The 18,817-nt window shown below is 54.2% G+C and carries 19 protein-coding genes and 1 pseudogene; 9 read left to right on the plus strand and 11 right to left on the minus strand.

The annotated features are described in order from the left end of the window. The first annotated feature begins 830 nt into the window (after positions 1-830). The 5 genes from QMG90_RS15585 to QMG90_RS15605 all read left to right on the plus strand — a co-directional run bounded on the left by QMG90_RS15585 (position 831) and on the right by QMG90_RS15605 (position 6,352). A complete protein-coding gene (locus QMG90_RS15585) occupies positions 831-1,856 on the plus strand; it encodes a TRAP transporter substrate-binding protein (protein WP_283280536.1) in 1,026 nt (341 codons plus the stop codon). 78 nt (positions 1,857-1,934) lie between these two features. After that, a complete protein-coding gene (locus QMG90_RS15590) occupies positions 1,935-3,809 on the plus strand; it encodes a TRAP transporter large permease (protein WP_283280538.1) in 1,875 nt (624 codons plus the stop codon). 62 nt (positions 3,810-3,871) lie between these two features. Next, complete coding sequence (locus QMG90_RS15595; protein ID WP_283280539.1) at positions 3,872-4,921, plus strand: LacI family DNA-binding transcriptional regulator; 1,050 nt, start codon at positions 3,872-3,874, stop codon at positions 4,919-4,921. Positions 4,922-5,092: 171 nt separating this feature from the next. Further along, positions 5,093-5,857: an SDR family NAD(P)-dependent oxidoreductase gene (locus tag QMG90_RS15600; protein WP_283280540.1), complete on the plus strand. Its 765-nt coding sequence runs from the start codon at positions 5,093-5,095 to the stop codon at positions 5,855-5,857. 75 nt (positions 5,858-5,932) lie between these two features. Beyond that, positions 5,933-6,352 carry an RbsD/FucU family protein gene (locus QMG90_RS15605; protein ID WP_283280542.1) on the plus strand — a complete coding sequence of 140 codons (420 nt, stop codon included), beginning with the start codon at positions 5,933-5,935 and terminating at the stop codon, positions 6,350-6,352. A gap of 1 nt (position 6,353) precedes the next feature. Here the strand turns inward: QMG90_RS15605 and QMG90_RS15610 are convergent, their stop codons facing one another. Further along, positions 6,354-7,250 carry a LysR family transcriptional regulator gene (locus tag QMG90_RS15610; RefSeq protein WP_283280543.1) on the minus strand — a complete coding sequence of 299 codons (897 nt, stop codon included), beginning with the start codon at positions 7,248-7,250 and terminating at the stop codon, positions 6,354-6,356. A 128-nt stretch (positions 7,251-7,378) separates the two neighbouring features. Here QMG90_RS15610 and QMG90_RS15615 point away from each other — a divergent pair, with 128 nt between their 5' ends. Next, positions 7,379-8,161, plus strand: a complete 783-nt coding sequence (locus tag QMG90_RS15615) for an SDR family oxidoreductase (protein ID WP_283280544.1) — start codon at positions 7,379-7,381, stop codon at positions 8,159-8,161. A 13-nt stretch (positions 8,162-8,174) separates the two neighbouring features. On the opposite strand, the gene QMG90_RS15620 is transcribed toward QMG90_RS15615, so the two are convergent. The 9 genes from QMG90_RS15620 to phnC all read right to left on the minus strand — a co-directional run bounded on the left by QMG90_RS15620 (position 8,175) and on the right by phnC (position 15,734). Further along, positions 8,175-8,924, minus strand: a complete 750-nt coding sequence (locus QMG90_RS15620; protein WP_283280545.1) for an SDR family oxidoreductase — start codon at positions 8,922-8,924, stop codon at positions 8,175-8,177. 226 nt (positions 8,925-9,150) lie between these two features. After that, the gene (locus QMG90_RS15625; protein ID WP_283280546.1) at positions 9,151-9,897 is read right to left on the minus strand and encodes an anti-sigma factor family protein; all 747 of its coding nucleotides are present in this window, start codon (positions 9,895-9,897) and stop codon (positions 9,151-9,153) included. Next, positions 9,894-10,403: an RNA polymerase sigma factor gene (locus QMG90_RS15630; protein WP_283280547.1), complete on the minus strand. Its 510-nt coding sequence runs from the start codon at positions 10,401-10,403 to the stop codon at positions 9,894-9,896. Before QMG90_RS15630 ends, QMG90_RS15625 begins: the two co-directional genes overlap by 4 nt. Before the next feature lie 9 nt (positions 10,404-10,412). Further along, on the minus strand, positions 10,413-10,952 hold the full coding sequence (locus QMG90_RS15635) for a cytochrome b (RefSeq protein WP_283280548.1): 540 nt from the start codon (positions 10,950-10,952) through the stop codon (positions 10,413-10,415). Further along, positions 10,949-11,995: a catalase family peroxidase gene (locus tag QMG90_RS15640; RefSeq protein WP_283280549.1), complete on the minus strand. Its 1,047-nt coding sequence runs from the start codon at positions 11,993-11,995 to the stop codon at positions 10,949-10,951. Before QMG90_RS15640 ends, QMG90_RS15635 begins: the two co-directional genes overlap by 4 nt. A gap of 93 nt (positions 11,996-12,088) precedes the next feature. After that, positions 12,089-12,976: a phosphonate ABC transporter, permease protein PhnE gene (gene phnE / locus QMG90_RS15645; protein WP_283280550.1), complete on the minus strand. Its 888-nt coding sequence runs from the start codon at positions 12,974-12,976 to the stop codon at positions 12,089-12,091. Further along, complete coding sequence (gene phnE, locus QMG90_RS15650) at positions 12,973-13,839, minus strand: phosphonate ABC transporter, permease protein PhnE (RefSeq protein ID WP_283280551.1); 867 nt, start codon at positions 13,837-13,839, stop codon at positions 12,973-12,975. The genes phnE (QMG90_RS15645) and phnE (QMG90_RS15650) overlap by 4 nt, the downstream gene beginning before the upstream one ends. A gap of 69 nt (positions 13,840-13,908) precedes the next feature. Then, positions 13,909-14,850 carry a phosphonate ABC transporter substrate-binding protein gene (phnD, locus tag QMG90_RS15655; RefSeq protein WP_283280552.1) on the minus strand — a complete coding sequence of 314 codons (942 nt, stop codon included), beginning with the start codon at positions 14,848-14,850 and terminating at the stop codon, positions 13,909-13,911. Positions 14,851-14,879: 29 nt separating this feature from the next. Further along, entirely contained in the window at positions 14,880-15,734 is an 855-nt protein-coding gene (phnC, locus tag QMG90_RS15660; protein ID WP_283283982.1) for a phosphonate ABC transporter ATP-binding protein, read from the minus strand. A 187-nt stretch (positions 15,735-15,921) separates the two neighbouring features. On the opposite strand from phnC, the gene QMG90_RS15665 reads away from it, so the two are divergent. Further along, the gene (locus QMG90_RS15665; protein ID WP_283280553.1) at positions 15,922-16,542 is read left to right on the plus strand and encodes a DapH/DapD/GlmU-related protein; all 621 of its coding nucleotides are present in this window, start codon (positions 15,922-15,924) and stop codon (positions 16,540-16,542) included. A 10-nt stretch (positions 16,543-16,552) separates the two neighbouring features. On the opposite strand, the gene QMG90_RS15670 is transcribed toward QMG90_RS15665, so the two are convergent. After that, on the minus strand, positions 16,553-17,425 hold the full coding sequence (locus tag QMG90_RS15670) for a helix-turn-helix domain-containing protein (RefSeq protein ID WP_283280554.1): 873 nt from the start codon (positions 17,423-17,425) through the stop codon (positions 16,553-16,555). Between the two features lie 172 nt (positions 17,426-17,597). Between QMG90_RS15670 and QMG90_RS15675 the strand changes: the two genes are divergently transcribed. Together QMG90_RS15675 and QMG90_RS22570 are read left to right on the plus strand one after the other, a co-directional pair. Then, positions 17,598-18,044, plus strand: a complete 447-nt coding sequence (locus QMG90_RS15675) for a VOC family protein (RefSeq protein ID WP_283280555.1) — start codon at positions 17,598-17,600, stop codon at positions 18,042-18,044. Positions 18,045-18,716: 672 nt separating this feature from the next. After that, a pseudogene (locus QMG90_RS22570) lies at positions 18,717-18,776 on the plus strand (ESPR-type extended signal peptide-containing protein); the annotation flags it as partial. Positions 18,777-18,817 lie beyond the last annotated feature (41 nt).

Genomic DNA, 18,817 nt, shown 5'->3' on the forward strand with positions numbered 1-18,817 from the left:
TCACACAAATAAAAACTCTCTCCACAAAAAACTCGCACGTATTTATCGCGTTATTTTTCAGATAATTTCGGGGTAATACTTAGTGAATCTCATTTTTACTTAATAAACTCTCCACATCCCTTACAACAACCTTAATACAAAGTAAGAATAAAATCCCGTAGAATATTTCCTGGTTTTATTTCCTCTTGTATCTAATAGCGTTCATCCTTCATCGAAATATTCTCCACGACATAACGAATATTCTCAACAACCATGACAATACTACAGCCGATGAATGCATTTCAATAAGACAAAATGACACAAAAAATCCTGTCTAAATGAAATACAACGGCAAAAAACATGATTTTAAGGCAAAAAAGTAAAACAAGGTTTAAATAAGTATCCAGTTCGATCATAAAAATTAGCAAAATATTAACAAATCAGTGTACCCGAGGCATAATGTAGATCATTCCGCGAGATATTTTCTGAAAATCCGGAAAAAGTAAACCTCATTTCCAGCAATACAATTCAGAACCATTGCTGATAAAAAATACGTTTGTTGCACGTTTTGTGATCCAGATGTCGGCGGATTAAGCTGAGCCACTAAACCGTGACTGTACATCCGTCTTTTTCGCTGCGTTTCATTTGCGTTTCGCCTCATTTTTTATCACCGCTCACAAATTTCATTTTTCCTTTCGTCCAGGACTTGTCTGATCGAAATTTACGCTATAACGTCCTCTGTAACGATTTAGTGTAACGTTACAGAAGAATAAGAAAGTCGCAGTCATGCCCTGACAGACCGTGCTATCGGTCGGGAACAATAGAACAAATGTTTTCACACAAGGATTAACATGATGAACATTCAGCAACCTTTTTTACGTAAAACCCTCGTTGGAACCTTACTTACCTCTATGCTGTTCGCGGCCGGTGCTGTTACCAACCTTGCCGAAGCGAAAGTCACCTTTCGTGTTTACTCGTCGCTAACGGCAGATGACAACTCTGCACACTACATCTGGTTCAAACGTTTACAGTCCAATATCGAAAAAGATCCGCAACTGAAGGATGAGATCAAACTCAACTACTTCCCTAACGCGATGCTCGGTAAAGAAGCGGATGCAACCCAGCAGGTGCGCATCGGCGCCATCAACATGATGATTTCCGGCACCTCTATCTGGGCAACGCTGGTACCTGAAATCGGCGTGCTGGATCTGGGTTACCTGTTTAAAGACTGGAATCAGGTGGGCAAAGCACTGGACGGCAAAGCCGGTAAAGAACTGTCTGACCTGATGCTGAAAAAAGCTAACGTGGTGGTGGTTGACTACGCCTACAACCTGGGCGCCCGCAATGTCTACACCAAAAAAGTGGTCGAAAAACCAGAAGATCTGAAAAACCTGAAAATCCGCGTTCTGCCGGTACCAAACTTTATCGCCACTATTAACCATATGGGCGCAGTTTCCATTCCGATGCCGGGCGGTGAAGTCTATTCCAGTCTGCAGATGGGTGTGATTGATGGTCTGGAGCATGACTCCGCAACCGTGCTCGCCAACAAGTTCTATGAGATCGCCAAAAACGCAAGCCTGACGCAGCATATCTATAACCCGATCATGATTGCGATGAACAAAAACAGCTTCGAGCAAATCCCGGAAAAACTGCGTCCTGGATTCCTGGCAGCGGCTCGCGAAGCAACCGAGTATGAACGTCAGCAATCCTACAAGATTGAAGAAAAAGCGGTAGCGCAACTGAAAACCCTTGGCATGGTGTTCCATGATATTGACCGCAATGCCCTGCGCGCAGATGTGAAACCGGTCTGGGATGAGTTCCTGGCAAAATATCCAAATATGAAAACTGTCGTTGATGAAGTGACTGCGGCGGAGTAATTCCCGCCCCTTTCATTCATCCAGGCGGCCAGCATCTGGCTGGTCGCCACCGACGGGAGCTTTATAACGAGGTTCGATATGGCTGACACATCGATGGCAATCAAAACCCCCGCGGGGCCGCTGGCTTACCTTTCCCGGCTGAATAAATTCCTGACAACACTGACCGCCTGGGCAGGCGGGCTGGTTTTACTGATTAACGTACTGGTGGTTTTTGCCTCCGTCATCTGGCGTTATGCCCTGCACTCCCCGATTGAATGGGCGGAAGAGATGGCGCGCGCTATGATGATTGCGCTGGTCTTCTTCGGCGTGGCGACCTCGACCGGGCGCGGCGGACATATCGGCGTTGATCTCTTTTTGCGCTTCATTCCTGAATCTGTCCGTCCTTATATTGTGCATGCCAGCCGTTGGGTACTGCTGCTGGTCGCTATCGGACTGGTGGTATCCAGTTATGATCTGCTGATGGCGGCTCGCCTGCAAACCACCGAAACCGGGCTGCCGCAAATTATCTCGGTCATTCCAGTGCTTATCGGCACCAGCGTAATGATGCTGGCGGCGCTGGAACATGCGCTGAAAGCGCCAGCGAAAGTTGTGCTGGTCAGTGGCGCAGGGATTCTGGTGTTAATTCTGCTGGGATGGCTGAAACTTTCCCTGATGGCAGACCCGGCAACCGCTGCCGCCGGACTGATGCTGATCTGCTTCGTGCTGGGCATTGTCGCGGGTGTGCCGATTGCCTTTACCCTCGGGATGTCGGCGATGGCATTTTTCATCTGCGACCCTTCCCTGCCGTTCGTCTTTTTCTCACAGCAGGTCGTCGCCGGGGTGGATCACTTCGTGCTGCTGGCAATTCCGTTCTTCCTGCTGGCTGGCGCCGCGATGGAAATCAACGGTATGTCAACGCGTCTGGTCGAGCTGGTCGTGCGTGGCATGGGGCGTTTCCGTGGCGGTCTGAACATGACGACTGTACTGTCGATGGCCTTCTTCTCCGGCATTTCCGGGTCGAAGCTGGCAGACGTCGCGGCAGTGGGCGGCGTACTGATGCCTGCCGTTCGCCGTGCGAAAGAAGACAGTGAAGAAGCCGCGGGCGTGTTCGCTGCTTCCGCCGTCGTGGCGGAAACCATTCCCCCTTGCGTTAACCTGATTGTACTGGGCTTCGTGGCCAACATCTCCATCGGCGCGCTGTTTATCGCCGGCCTGATGCCTGCCGCCTGCCTGCTGGTACTGATGCTGATCGCGGCCAACCGTTTCGGCGGCAAGATCAACATTCGTGAAGCGTATCCGCAGATGCGTCCTCTGCTGCAACTGTGGTTAGGCGCAATTGTCGGTCTGGCGATGATCTTCATGATTGGCCGTGGGGTCATGATGGGGATCGCCACCTCAACGGAAATCTCGGCGTTTGCGGTGGTGTATGCGATTGTGATTGGTCGCCTGGCCTTCCGTGAACTGACGTTCCGCGCCACCGTGAAGATGTTTATCGACATCGCGGCGATGTCCGGCGTGCTGTTGTTCATCGTTGCCTGTGCTACCAGCCTGTCGTACGTGCTGACGATTCAGATGATCCCACAGCAAATTGCGGAACTGCTGGTTGGCATTGGTCACTCGCAGGGCGCCTGGGTCTTCCTGTTGCTGACCATCATTATTCTGATTGTCTTCGGTGCGGTTCTGGAAGGTGCGCCGGCACTGATCATCTTCGCCCCGATTCTGGTGCCGATTGCTGTCCAGCTTGGCTTTAACGCCCTGCACTACGGCATTGTCATGATTCTGGCGATGGGCTTCGGTCTGTTCTCCCCCCCTATCGGCCTCGGGTTATACACCACCTGCGCCATTTGTGGGGTAGAAATGAAGAACGTGATCCGTCCGATGGTGAAATACCTGTTGGTTTCCCTGTTTGGCATCATCCTGATTGCGATGATTCCGATCATCACCACCTGGTTGCCAGGACTGGCAGGATACTGATCGCTAAAGCAGTTGAATTAACAGATAATTAAGTCAGTAAACGCGTAAATAATGAGGGCAGTATGGCTAATATCAGGGATGTCGCGAACCACGCTGGCGTTTCCGTCAGTAGCGTGTCGAATGTGTTGAATGGCCGCACTAATCAAATGCGCCCGGAGACACTCGCGCGTATCCGGCAGTCCATGCGTGACCTGAATTATCTGCCGAACCGGGTGGCTCAGCAGTTGAAAACCGGCCAGGCGCGAATGATTGGCTTACTGGTGCCGTCGATTGTGAACCCCAGTTTTGCGATGCTGACGCGTGAGGTCGATCGCGTTGCTAAAGCCAATCAGTATCGGGTGTTGTTGGGTAACACCTATCGCCAGGAAGACGAAGAAAAAGCCTTTCTGGAAGATATGTTTGCCCATGGCGTAAAAGGCGTGATTGTTGTCGCAACGGCAATGGATCGCCCCCACTTCGCCAACGCCGCCCGCCACGGCATGGTGATGGTGAACTACGACAGTCTGATGTCAACTCACGCGCCGGACGGCAATCCGCCGTTCGACAGCGTCTCGATGGATAACGTCGAAGCCGGGCGACTGGCGGCGGAGCACTTAATTGAACGGGGTTGCCGGCAACTGGTATTCGTCACCGAAGCCACACAGTTACCAAGCCGCCTGCATAAAATTGAAGGTTTCTATTCCGCCGTCAACCGCCATGGTTTGCAGGAGAGCGCACAGGTTATTGAAGGCAAAGCCGGGGAAGCCTACGGCGATGCTGAAATGACCGAACTGGGGCGATCGCTTGCCGCCAGAGTGCTCGAGCAGTCACCGCGCCCGGATGGCATTGTGGCCATCAACGATGCGATGGGTATTGGTCTGATGGCCGGGTTACGCAGCGCGGGGGTACGGATCCCGCAGGACATGTCCGTCATCGGTATTGATAACATTCCGCTTGCGGATCTGGTGCAACCGCCGATGAGCTCGGTGATGCCACCGCTGGCCGACATGGTCACCATGATGGTTGATCGCCTGCTGACGCGCATTGAAAACCCGGATCTGACGCCGGAGGAGTTTTTATTTATCCCTAAACTCATTAGCCGCCAGTCGGTGATTGAGAAGGGAGAGTCTTAATATTCTGTAAGAAAGAGGCGGCAGCGTGAATAAAGCTGCCAACACCGGGGAAGTTTATTGGTCAGTCAATGACCACGGCCCACTGTTGCCTTAAATAAGCAACTGAAGCCACAAAATAATAATTCAGGTTTGCAGTTTGTCATTCGCAGAAATCAAATACAGGAGATTAAAATGGGTAATCTTTCCGGAAAAAGAGTGCTGATTACTGGCGCAGAACAAGGGATCGGCAAGGCGACGGCGAAAGCGCTGATCGAAGCCGGATGCGATATTTATATCCATTACTTCAGCGGAGAAGAAGGTCCGAAAGAACTGGCTGCACTGGCAACCTCACTGGGGCAAAAAGCGGCTTACGGTCATGCCGATTTAACCGATGAAGTCGATGCCGCGAAATGTGTTTCTATTGCGGCGGAATTCCTCGGCGGTATTGATATTCTGATCAATAACGTCGGCGGGATTATTGCCAGAAAATGGATGGGCGAAATTGATCAGGCCTTCTGGAAGACCGTTATTGACGTCAACATGACCACCATGCTGAACGTCACGCAAAGCGCGTTGCCATATCTCAAAGCGGCCAAAGACGGCGCCAGCATTGTGAACCTCGCCTCGCTGGCGGGCCGCTCCGGCGGGCATTCCGGTTCTCTGGTCTACTCCACCACCAAAGGCGCGGTGCTGACCTGGACGCGTTCGCTGGCGGCAGAGCTGGGACAGTATGGCATTCGCGTTAACGCTGTCGCGCCAGGGCTGATTCTTGGCACCCGTTTCCATAACGTCCACACCACCAAAGAATCCGCCGATGAAACCATCAGCGCCATTCCGTTGGGACGTGCGGGCACCGCTGAAGATGTTGCACGCACTATTCGTTTCCTGGCCTCGGAATATGATGGCTTTATTTCTGGCGCCACTATCGATATTAACGGCGGCATTTATCGTATGTGACGGGAAAGCAGTGGCAACCGTCAATTTGAACATGCCAGGGACAATAATGACCTGGCACGTTTTACAGGGATCATTATGATTAAAACAGACATCATTCACCCGGAGCTGTTAAGCGTCCTGGCAAAATGTGGTCATAAAACAAAAATATTGCTCGCTGACAGCAACTATTCTTTCGTGACCAATTCAGCCCCTGATGCGACGATTATCTATCTCAATTTTGCTCCCGGGATGATCAACAGCCCGTTTATTCTTGAGAAGCTACTGAAATATATCAATGTCGAAAGCGCGACGCTAATGGCCTCCCCTGCCGACTTTGATAATACCATTGAAAAAGAGTATCAGCGTCTTTTATCACCCGAAACGGAATTTAACTGGCTGACGCGCGAAGCATTCTATGCGCTGGCTAAATCATCCGACACCCTGCTGGTGATTGCTTCCGGCGAAACGCGACGCTTCGCCAATATTATTCTGACCGTTGGTGTCGTGCGGGTATAACTCACCGCTGCGCCATCTCGCGCGCCAGCGCCAGAAACGCCGCCAGCCCGGCGGAGGGGTGGCGTCTGCCTGGATAGTAAAGGCACAGCCCCGGAAACGGCGGCGTCCAGTCATCCAGAAGGCGCACCATGCGCCCGGCGGCAATATCGCCGACCACGTTCTGTTCGAGGAAAAACCCAATGCCGAGCCCTTCCAGCACGGCAGCGCGGGAGAGTGCGGCGTCGTCCAGCGTCAGTGGCCCGTTCACTTCAACATGCGCCACTTCCCCCTGTTTTTCCAGATGCCAGCGATAAAGCGCACCATCCGGCAGACGCACACGCAGACAGGCATGCCTGAGCAGATCGCCCGGTGTCGTCGGTGTGCCATGTTGCGCCAGATAATCTGGTGACGCCGCCACCGCGAAACGCTGCGGCTGCCCGAGGGAGAGCGCAATCATGTCCTGCGGCACCAGACCCGCGACCCGGACGCCCAGATCAAACCCTTCCGCCACGATATCCACCAGCCGCCCTTCAGTGACCAGATCAATATGCATCTGTGGATAACGGCGCAGAAACTCGACGATCAGCGTCGAAAACAACGTGAGCGCGGCAAACGGTGGCGCATTGATGCGTAACACACCGGATGGTGTGCCCTTGCGGGCGCGCACCGCTTCCAGCGCATCATTCACCCCCTGCAGTGACGGCCCCAGTTGTTCGACCAGCTGTTGCCCGGCCTCTGTCAGCGCCACGCTACGGGTGGTGCGATTAAACAGTCGCACCTCAAGTTCCGCCTCAAGGCGGGCGATGGTGTGGCTCAGCGCGGTGGTCGACATATCTAAATCGATCGCCGCCGCCCGGAAGGTTCCCCGGCGGGCGATGGTGAGTACCGCCTGTAAATCATTCAGCGTCACGCGCGACATTATCCCGATTCCTTCATCAAGTCATTCCTGTTTATCCCCGTTGTCCAAATTATCTGCCTTCCTTAAAGTTAACAAGCACCATTAACCAGATAACTGAAATGAACAAAAACGAGTCGGGAGATAAATAAATGGCGGAATTTCTGACGCTGAAAGGCAAGCGCGCACTGGTCACCTCCGGCACCAAAGGCGCAGGAGCGGCGACGGTCGCGTTGTTTCGTGAACTGGGGGCGCAGGTGATGACTGTAGCGCGTCATCGACCTGAAGACTTGCAGGACGACAGCCTGTTCGTTGCCGCCGATCTAACCACCGACGCCGGATGCCAGCAGTTGGCAGAGCAGGTAACCGCGCGCCTCGGCAGCGTGGATATCATCGTGCATATGCTGGGCGGGTCGTCGTCGCCAGCCGGGGGATTTGCCGCGCTGGACGAGCAGCAATGGCAGCGGGAACTGGCGCTCAATCTGATGCCTGCGGTGCGGCTGGACAGGCTGCTGGTGCCGGGCATGATTTCGCGTGGCGCGGGCGTTGTCATTCATGTCTCGTCCATTCAGCGCCTGATGCCGCTGCCGGAAGCAACCACCGCTTATGCCGCTGCGAAAGCCGCGCTCTCGGCCTATAGCAAAAGCCTGTCAAAAGAGGTATCGCCCAAAGGCGTTCGTGTGTTGCGCGTCTCCCCCGGATGGATAGAAACCGAAGCCGCCGTGCGTCTGGCAGAGCGGCTGGCCGAACAGGCGGGAACAGACTATGCGGGGGGTAAAAAAATCATTATGGATTCGCTGGGCGGGATCCCGCTCGGGCGCCCCGCGAAACCGGAAGAGGTGGCGAATCTGATTGCCTTCCTGGCTTCTGATCGCGCGGGGGCGATTACGGGGACAGAGTACCTGATTGATGGCGGCACCGTCCCCACGGTGTGAAGACTACTGCGGATTAATCGGGATTCATGGCGCGGAAAATCGCGTCGTAAGTACCCTCTCTTTCCGCCCAACGGCGGGCTTTATCACGTTCCAGCAGGATCTCCCCGCCAGGATGGTCATGACGTTCAAGCAGCGTCATGACCTCGTGGATATATGCCGCCAGCGGCATGGCACGTGGATCCGTCGCCTGTTGAATGCCAGTGATCATGGTCTGTACGTAAGGCGGCGCCAGCTCAAGCACTTCCACAGGGATGTCACGCAGCTGGTAACGGAGCGACACCAGCCACGAGTGCAGGAAGGCTTTACTGGCGCAGTAGGTCGGGAAAACCGCTCTGGGCAGAAACGCCAGCGCCGAACTGGTCGCCATCAGCGTGGCGCCAGGCTGCGTTTTGATCAGCGGAAGAAACGCCGCAGTGGCACGGATCACCCCGAGGATGTTGGTGTCGACAATCGCCTGCGCGACGTCAGCATTCCAGTCCGCGTCAGTGATATCCTCAGTCTGAGAAATCCCGGCATTGGCGATCAGCATATTCAGCGCCGGGAAACGCGACCGCACGCTGGCTGTGACATCCGCGAGCATCGCCGTATCGGCAAGATCGAGCCGGTAGCCAGCCATGCCCGGGTTCGCCGCGGTGATCTCATCGAGCAGCGCCTGACGACGCCCCGTAATGATGACCTGATTGCCCCGTTCGTGAAAAGCTTCCGCCAGCGCGCGGCCAATTCCGCTGGTGGCACCGGTAATAAGAAGAGTATTGCCGCTCATGTTCATTCTGTTTTCCTCAAAAGAAAAATGACCTGGCAGGCAGCGACACGAAAATCACGCGTGTGCGTGATGTCGTTTTAATGAAGTAAGGACGTCGCGCCAGATGACCCCTGTTTTCTCTGCTGAGACCCTCGGGATCGGGGCGCGTTGGATGACGGTAACGCCTACGGCATAAAAGGAAATGCGTAATGATTATATTGGCACCAGCAGGCCCCGGCAAGAGGCCTTAACTGGTCGCCAGTGAGACGGCTTTGCGCAACCCGTCCACACCGCTGGAATTCAGTGGCGTGACTAACGCGTAGTTATAGTGTTCGTCGCTCCAGTATTGCGCCATCACATCTTCCCCCTGCCGCTCGCCATGCGGTAATTTCACCGGACTTAACGGACGGATATACCAGCCGACGCGGGTTCCCTGCGGATCCTCATACATCACCAGCGCCGCCGGACCTTGCGCGGTCGCTATCAGCCGTGCGCCCCGTAGTTTGAACCCGTACTGTTCGAGATCCGGCGGCGGCACACCATTCATAAAATAGCGCGCCACCCAACGGCTCAGTTCAGTCTGCCGGGTTGCCACCACGTCCATGGGGGTGAGCGCGGCGTTATCAAACAGTTTATAGGCCTGCACCGCATCTTCCATCGGTTGATGGCTCATCAATAATTGCGACTCTTTCATCTGCCAGCCAGTCACCCCGCCGACGCCCAGCGCCAGCACCAGCGCGCAGGCGGTTGCCAGCCGCCATTGCCGCTGTTGCCGCACCTGACGACGCAAATAATGGGGTTCCGGGCTTTCCAGTACGACGGTCTGGCGGTTCATCGCCTGGCGCAACTGCTGCGCGTCCTGGCGCCAGCCCGCCACCCGGGCCGCGGCATCCGGGTTCTCAGCCAGATAACGTTCCACGCGCGCTGAGGTCGCGTCATCCGCTTCGCCATCCATCCAGGCATGCAGATCGTGTTCATCCGGGGGCAAAGTCATTTCAGTCTCCTCAGCGGTAACGGCGTTACCTTACCTTCTAATTTCTCATGAAGCAGCTTACGCGCCCGGGAGAGCCGCGACATCACGGTTCCGGGCGGAATATCCAGCGTTTCAGCGACCTCTTTATAACTCAGCCCTTCAACGCTCACCAGCAACAAAATGGCGCGATAGTCGGTCGGCAGCGTGGCAAACTGCGCCAGCGTCTCGTCGGCCATCGCCAGCGATTCGGTGGAATACCCCTCTGCTTCCTCACCGGTAAAAAAAGTGAGCAGTTTCAGGTAGCGCTTGCGCCGCCGCTCGCCATCAATGAACTGGCGATAAAGAATGGTGAACAGCCAGGCGCGCAGGCTGTGCTCGTCGTCATGTTGCGGCCGACGGGTAAGCGCCTTCGTCAGGCAGCTTTGCACCAGATCCTCCGCGCTGTGCGGGTTGCGGGTCAGCCACAGCGCAAAGCGTTGCAGATGTGGCATCACCCGGCGGATCTCACCATCAGTCAGCTGTGACATAACGCTCCTTCACCGTTTACGGGTGCCCGCCATGCTTTGAAATACCCCGTCGCGGAGTATCAGCGCATGACGTAACGCCGCGGCCAGATGCAACATTACGGTGGCAAACAGCGCCAGCGCAACCAGAGAATGCAGCGGGCGCAGGATCGCATAGCTGTCGTTACTCACCGGCAGGATCGGCGGTAACACAAAACTCCCGCCCAGGGTAATCGGATATCCCGCCGCCGACAGCATCGCCCAACCGATGAGCGGCTGCGCCAGCATCATCGCATACAGCGCCCAGTGCGACGCATGCGCCGCCACCCGCTGCCAGGCAGGCAACGAATCCGGCAACGGCGGTGTGGCGGTGGAGAAGCGCAACCCCAGACGCACCACCACCAGCACAAGGATCATCAACCCCAGCGGTTTGTGGATCGCCACCAGCAAACCGTGCAGCGATGACACCGTGGCGACCATTGCCACACCAATAAACAGCATCGCCAGTATTGCCGCTGCCATTAACCAGTGCAGCAGGCGCAGCGCCGGGTGAAAGTAAGCCACCTGTTTCATAAATGCTCTCCTGCCTGTTCACGGGTGCGCGCGTTGTAGGATTTGGCATAGGCCGAAGAACGCGCATTGAGTAAAGGATCGTCGGAAGCGGCAATGCCGTCCGGCAAAATCAGCGGATCATAGTTGATGTCGTTGCACGACCCTTGCGCCTGGGCAGTGGCACTGGTCAGCACTAACGTGCCGGCATTAATGGTTTGCCGATCAGCAGGCCAGCTTTTCGCCGCATCGCTGCCGTCATCCCCGGCATTAGCGACGGTGATCAGCAGATCCCATTTCAATGGCCCCTGCGCCAGCCGTTGTTGCAGATCGGTCTGCAGGAAATTGCTGTTATTTTTATCGTCCGCGGTGATCGGCTGATAGCTGGCGTGCGGCACCATGCTCCAGCGCACCAGATGCGTTTCTCCCGAGCGATTGATAAAGCGAAACGCGTTCAGGCCATTGAAGCGGTCACTGGCCCAGCTTGACGACGGGACATATTGTTTAGACCAGGCAAGGAAAGGCAACATTTGCGGATGTTTCGCAATAAACGCCTTAAATTTTTCCGGGTTCGGTTTGCCGGTCGCCGGATCCGGTAGCGTGGCGACCTGAAGCTCGTAGAAATCTTCTACTGTGGAGATCGGGAAGAACGGCATGGCGTTCATACCGGTGCGCCACTGTTCGCCGCCGGGCAACTGAAACGCCAGCGCCATGCTGCGCACGGGTACGGCGTAATCCGGCGCGGCCGGGTTACCGCCAGCAAGGGCAAAGCGCCCGGTGACCGGCGTCTCGCCTGGCGAAAACACTGAGGCGCGCGAAATCGCGCTGGCGTTGCCGTTGGAGAGGAAACTGCCGGTCACGCAAATGCCTTTGGCATGGTTACGGCGATAACCCGGATGCTCGCCGCCGGACTGCTGCAACACCGTGATCAGCTTATCGGAGGTCAGGCGCTGCGGCGTCAGCCAGCCGCCGACCCACAAAAATAATAAAATCAGTACCAGTGGAACAAGGCCGACCAGCGCGAGACGCGCGATTTTCTGGCCGGTGGTTAGTGGAGTGGTCGTCATAGTCAGGCTCACCTTGCAAACATTGAACCTATAAGACGAAGAGGAGGGAGGTTTATTCCCGGCGAAGGAAAATAAAAACCAACGGGGTTCCCGCTATTTTTTCATGTCGTCAAACATCGGGATCGGCGTTCCGTGGATGTAGCGACGGCGCAGCCAGGCGGAAAGGGTATCCATGATCATCACCACCGCCACCAAGATGAGGGTAATGAACATCACCACATCCCAGTTCCACAAACGCATGTTCTCGGCGTAAATCAGGCCGATCCCCCCTGCACCAACAAACCCCAGCACCGCCGCGGAACGGGTGTTGGATTCAATCTGATACAGGCTGAGTGCAAGAAAGGTCGGGAAGGATTGCGTAAAGATGCCGAAGCGATGTTTTTGCAGGCCGTTAGCGCCGACCGCCATCAGGCCGCGGCCCGGTGAGCGCTCCACCGCTTCATGCCCTTCCGCGTACAGACGCCCCAGCAACCCGGTGTCCTGCATGATGATCGCCATCACGCCAGCCAGCGGCCCCAGCCCGACTGCACGGACGAAAATCAACCCCCAGATAGCCATATCAATGCCACGCAGTACGTCAAACAAACGACGCATCAGCAACGCGATAATGCGCGTCACCGGACCCTGCATAATATTGCGCGCCGCGAGGAATGACAGCAGCAGTGCAATCACCGTCGCGGTCAGGGTGCCGGCAAAAACGATCCCCAGAGTGACCAGGATTTGCGTGAAGTAATACTGAAACGGCCAGTTGAGGAAATCTCGCCAGACGAACATACGCAGAAAATAGCGCCCCAGCTCCTGCACGCCATTAAGCGCCTGCGCCAGCGGGAGGCCAAACTGGAAGAAAAACCAGACGTAATAGAGGAATATCGCCAGCGCCAGCAGACCGATGCGGCGCAAATAACGAGGCTGCGCGCGGTACAACTCCGCGTGCTGCTGACGGCTGGTCATCAGATCAGGTTCCGTTTGCCAGGTTTTCATTTGTTTCCCTCCAGTACCCAGTGACGCAGACGTCCAGAGAGCATGTCCAGTAGCGAGACCACAACAATGATCAACAGCAGCGTCATGCTCACCTGATCGTAACGATCGAGTTTAATGTTGGTCATCAGCTCCTGGCCGATGCCCCCCGCCCCTACCAGACCGAGAATGGTCGAGGAGCGAAAATTAATCTCCATGCGCATAAAGCTGTAGGAGATGAAGACAGGCTTCACTTGCGGCCAGAGCGCGAAACGCATGCGCTGAAACGGTGTGGCGCCGCAGGCCGCCAGGCCGCGTACGGGTTTGTCCTGCGCGCTTTCGATAGCTTCATAAAACAGTTTTGTCAGGCTGCCGATGGTGTGCAGCATCAGCGCCAGAAAACCGGGAATGGCGCCAATACCAAACGCCATCACGAAAATCACCGCCCACGCCAGTTCCGGCATAGTGCGTAAAAAGGCGACTAACGCCCGGATGCTGTAACGTACCCAGGCGGGCGACCAGGCGTTGCTGGCGGCAAGGAAAGAGAACACCGTCGCCAGCCCGGCGGCGGCCAGCGTCGATGCCAGCGCCAGTTGCAGGGTTTCCCAGATCAGCGGCAGTTGAATCGGCAGCCGGTAGCCCCAGTAGGCCAGCGAGCCTTTGGTATGTGAATCGGCAAACAGCACGGACACATGCAGCGTGGGAATGGTTTCGACAATGTAATCGAGAAAGTTCGGCAGCGAGCGCCAGACGGTCAACAGATTGAATTCCGCGATATTACCCGCCGCGAAGTACAGCGCCAGCAATAAGATTGACCAGGTGAAAGTATCCCGCGTCTGGCGTAGCTTTATCTCCCGAAAGTAACGTTCAAATTCGGTATTTCGCATGTTCGCTCACAGGGTTATCACTAAAAAAATCCCCCGGCCTGTTTGACCGGGGGAGCGGGCAGGACGAGATCAACGAGCAGTAACCAGCTCGCGTTTCATCTCGATGATCTGTTTGAAATCGTCGACGCTTCCCGGGCCGATGTGCTGTGTGCCACCCATGGCTTTGACGAAACAGGCGTGATCGTCTTTATCCAGTTTTTTCACCGCGGCAATAACTTTGGCTTTAAAGTCTGCCGGCAGGCTGTTGCTCACCAGAATCGGGCCATTCGGGATCAACGGCGATTGCCAGATAATACGGATTTGCTTCATCAGATCAGGATGATCCATCCGAATCAGGCGGTTGAACGCGCCGGAGGTGTAGCCGGTATTGTAATCACCCACCATTGAAGCCCAGGTCACGGCGCCCGCGAACTGGTTATTCAGCACGCCGAGGATATCCTGCTCGTGACCGCCGGAGAACGTCACACTGGAGAAGTGGTTTTTGTATTTGTCGTCCGCAGAACCGCCAAACTTCTGTTTGAATTCCTGGTTCGGGATCAGGAAGCCGGAGGTGGAATCCGGGTCAGCAAAGCCAAACGCGGTGCCTTTCAGGTCTTCCAGCGTTTTGTACGGGCTGTCCGCTTTCACAATCACGACAGAGTGATAACCACGGGACTGATCTTTATCGTCAACCGCGATGCCGACAATATCAACCGCTTTCGGGTTGCTGATATAGACCGACGCGTAAGATGACGGTGACATACTCAGCACCACGTCCACTTTACCGCCGAGCAGCCCCTGAATAACGCCAGAATAATCAGAAGAATTACGCAGTTTGGTATCAACATTTAATTCTTTGTCGAGGAATTGCTTCACACACTGGTTATCACCAATCTGCTGCGTCGCATTTTGCCCGCCAAGAATACCCAGATTAAGTTCTTTAGGTTGTTCAGCCGCATTGACCTGCCAGGCCAATACCAGGCTTGCCATCAGGGTGGAAATACGAAATGCGCGAGTCATCGATTTTTTCATTATACGTGTCCGTAGTCGTAGGAAAGAAATTAATGTAACTGGCTGATTTCATCGCCATAAAGTTTGTGCAGAATGTCATCGGTTAACAGGGATGGATTACCGTCGAAAATAATCTCACCCTTCGCGATGCCAATCGCACGCGTGCAGTACGCTTTCACCAGGTCGATGGAATGAAGATTGACGATGACGCTGATCCCCTGTTCGCTGACGTCATTCAGCACGCGCATGATGCGCTGGGTATTTTTGGGATCCAGTGAGGCGACGGGTTCGTCGGCCAGCAGAATGGAAGGGTTCTGGATCAGCGCCCGGCAAATCGCGACGCGCTGCATCTGCCCGCCGGAGAGATTTTCCGCGCGTTGCAGGGCATGCGGCAGCATGTTCAGCCATTCCAGCAGGTCGATGGCTTTCGCCCTGTCTTCCTGCGAAAAGACCTTGAACAGCGATTTCAGCGTTGACGTCTGGCTGAGGCGCCCGAGCAGAACGTTGGTCAGCACATCCAGCCGCGGTACCAGGCAGAAATCCTGGAAAATCATCCCGCATTTGCTGCGCCAGCGGTTCAGCTCACGCCCGCGCAACACAGCGACATCCCGCGGCGTGCCGACGTCCGGGTAATCCAGGATCTCGCCGGAGGTCGCCGGATGGGTGCCATTCAGGACATGCAACAGGGTTGATTTACCGGCACCGGAGCGGCCGATAACCCCTACCATTTCACCGGCATGCAGATCGAAATTAATATCTGAGAGAACAGGTGAATGATTGTTATACGATTTGTACAGATTCTTAACGCTCAATACTTTCTTATTTTGCAGGCGCAGGTAATTCACCTGCGGCAGCGTCGTTGGGGCATGTTCAATTATTACATTTTGTGCTTGTGCTCTGTTCATCATACTGTCCAGAGAGTTAGGTTATTCGAGGGATATTAATAACGTTGCCGATGACGTTTTAATGACAAACAGACGAACAAAAAATGAACGCCGTGTTTAATCACGAAAAATGCGAAAACCCACCGGTCATATTTTTGTCAGATTTCCTTGTTTTAATTATCGAAACAGAAAGATAAGAGAAATCATCATGAAGCTGGCAAAATTAGCAGAAACCTGGATTGACCCCAGCGTCCGGATCCGTGAATGCCATATCGGTTTGCAGTGTGAAGTGCTTGCCAGCAGCGTGATGGAATACAGTACGCTGGGCGATTTTTCCTATCTCGGCGAATACGTGACGGTGGCCGACGCGACCATTGGCAAGTTTGTGGCGATTGCCAACAATGTGCGCATCGGCGCGCCGAACCACCCGATGGAGCGCCCGTCGCAGCATCGCATCACCTATTGCCCGGAATACTATTCCGTCAATGCCGTGCGTGATCATGCGTTTTTCTCTCATCGCCGTGACGCCGTGGTCACCATCGGTAACGATGTCTGGATTGGCCACGGCGCGATTGTGTTGCCGGGAGTGACGGTCGGTGACGGCGCGGTCATCGCCGCCGGTGCCGTGGTGAGTAAAGACGTTGCACCCTACACCATCGTCGGCGGCGTTCCCGCCAGAACCATTCGTTTACGATTCGCACCGCATTTCGGTGCTCAGTTGCAGCAGATTGCGTGGTGGAACTGGCCGCTGGAGACCATCATCGAGCGGCTGGCGGATTTTCAGGATGACGATATTGCGGCGTTTTGCGAGAAGTGGGGAAATTCGTAGCACGTGATCGTCAGCGGGCATAGCGGCCCGGCAGATTCATGCACAGTTTCGTTTCCTCGGCATAAAAATGAGACGGGTTCCGCTGATAGTCAGACGGCGTGACGCCACAAAGCGCTTTAAAGTCTTTACTGAAGTGGGCCTGATCATGGAAATCGAGATCACAGGCAAGTGTGCGCAGGTCGGCGACACCGTGACTGATGCGCCGACACGCTTCATTAATCCTGACAATACGGACAAACGATTTCCAGGAGACGCCAATTCTTTCCTGGCACAAGCGGTTAATATGCCGGGCACTGTATGACGTCATATCGGTCAGAGTATTAAGACGAATGCTCCCGTTCAATGGAGAAGCGTGAATCAGCACCTGGCGCAAGAGCGGTTTTTCCACGACCGCGCCGAAGCGCCGCACCAGCACGTCATCAACGGCCTGAAGAAGAACCGGCCAGGTGGCGTAATGCCTTTCCACTACGCAACGAAAGAGTCTGTCCAGCGCAGGGTCAATGGCATCCAGCAGGCACTGGCTGTTATGCAGTTCATGTAAAGGAAGACTGCCGAAAAGCCCGAATGCCCCGCCCGGCAGAAACTCCACCAGCAGACGCAGCGTGATGGTGTTGAAATCCCGCATCACCTGATGCGTTTCGCTGTTCGGCCCCCAAAAAACCGGTTTCACGCGCCCGTGATTCACGGTGAACACCAGGCAGCCGCTGGCATCCGGGATGATCGTCAGCGGGCGTGCCGACGGCAGCTCACAGGCATTACGCAATTGCACGGTGTAATGTGATATATGGCCACGCAATGGCATCGACGGCGCGAAGAAAAATTGCGTCGCCCCACTATGATGGTTGCCTGAAATGGGCTCCAGTCCACCTGAGTCAGAATTCATCGTCCATGCCTCTTCGAAACGTCCTTTTTTTACAACGCAGAATCTAAATTGTGTCGTACGCTTCCTGCTATCCAGGAAGGATATTTTATGGCTGATAGCGCAGCCGGGCAACCGACGCAGGTTTTAACGGAACAAAACCCGCGCGTGATCATGTGCGCACCAGGAGGTAAAAATGACCCGTCTACCTGAAGGGATCGAAGTGTTATTTATGGCGGGACTGGGTCCTGTCACCACGAATGCGAAAGAAAGTGAGCATTTGTACAAAGACTTGTTACGACTGCCGCTTGAAACAATTGATGGTTATGAGGGATATCTGCATTCGCAACATATTCCGGGGATTAAATATTTTGCGGTCTGGCCGCTGGATAAAGTGGCGCTCTCGTGTTTTGGTACCGACGAATGGCCTGATACGTTACCGGCTCCTCAGGCCTGGCTTGAAATTGAAGTCGCCGATATGCGCCGCGCAACCGACATTCTGGAACGCGAAGGCTATACCTTGCTCACCCGTTTGCAGGAAGAGCCCTGGGGGCAGACCGTCACCCGTTTTCTCAGCCCTGAAGGGCTCATTATGGCAGTAACTCACACCCCGTCTTTACGCGATTCGCCGGAAAAGGAATGATGATTTCACCTTGAATATGAACAAAATAGCACTAAATAGCTCCCGTTATTTAGTGCTATTGGGCCGTTACCCCGGGCGGGTTATTACACTAAAATAAACCTATTATTCAACCAGATAACCCGCCCTTACCTTCCCCTTATTTTTTAATTTAGCAATTAGTGCTTTTAATTAAAAATTTATGCCATGCCAGTTTGTGTATAAAATTCTTATTAATGCGTGTAAATATCCCAAATTTATTACTATCGCCCGGAGCAAAACGAGAAAAAACAAGTCTGACAAATTAATAAATCTAAGAATTTACTTACATTGATAATTCAGGTGCGTAACTACCCGCTCACCGCATCTCCCCCTGCCATATTGAAATGATTGTTGCTCAGTGTGAAACTGACTACAGAAAGCCATCCATCATCTCATTTCAGTCAATTGCAGTCAGCAACATATATGATGAATGCATCAGGATTATATTCACATGGACACATAATCCTGTCTACCCGCTCTTTATTAATTTCCCTCAGAATTTAATAGGAATTCTTATTCCATTAAAGCTTGTCTTTCAGAATATTTCTCTGAAAGCGCTGAGTGCCATTTATTTATTAACAAAACAAGCCTGTTATATTTTTATAAAAACAATGAAATAGACAGGCAGACTCAAATATTTAACGAGTGTGCAACATGAATAAAGTCTATCGTGTTATCTGGAACAGCACCCTGCGCGTCTTTCAGGTTTGCTCCGAATTGGTGAACGGGAAATCTGTAAGCCAGACGATGTCCGC

Source organism: Trabulsiella odontotermitis (assembly GCF_030053895.1).
Taxonomy (GTDB): domain Bacteria; phylum Pseudomonadota; class Gammaproteobacteria; order Enterobacterales; family Enterobacteriaceae; genus Trabulsiella; species Trabulsiella odontotermitis_C.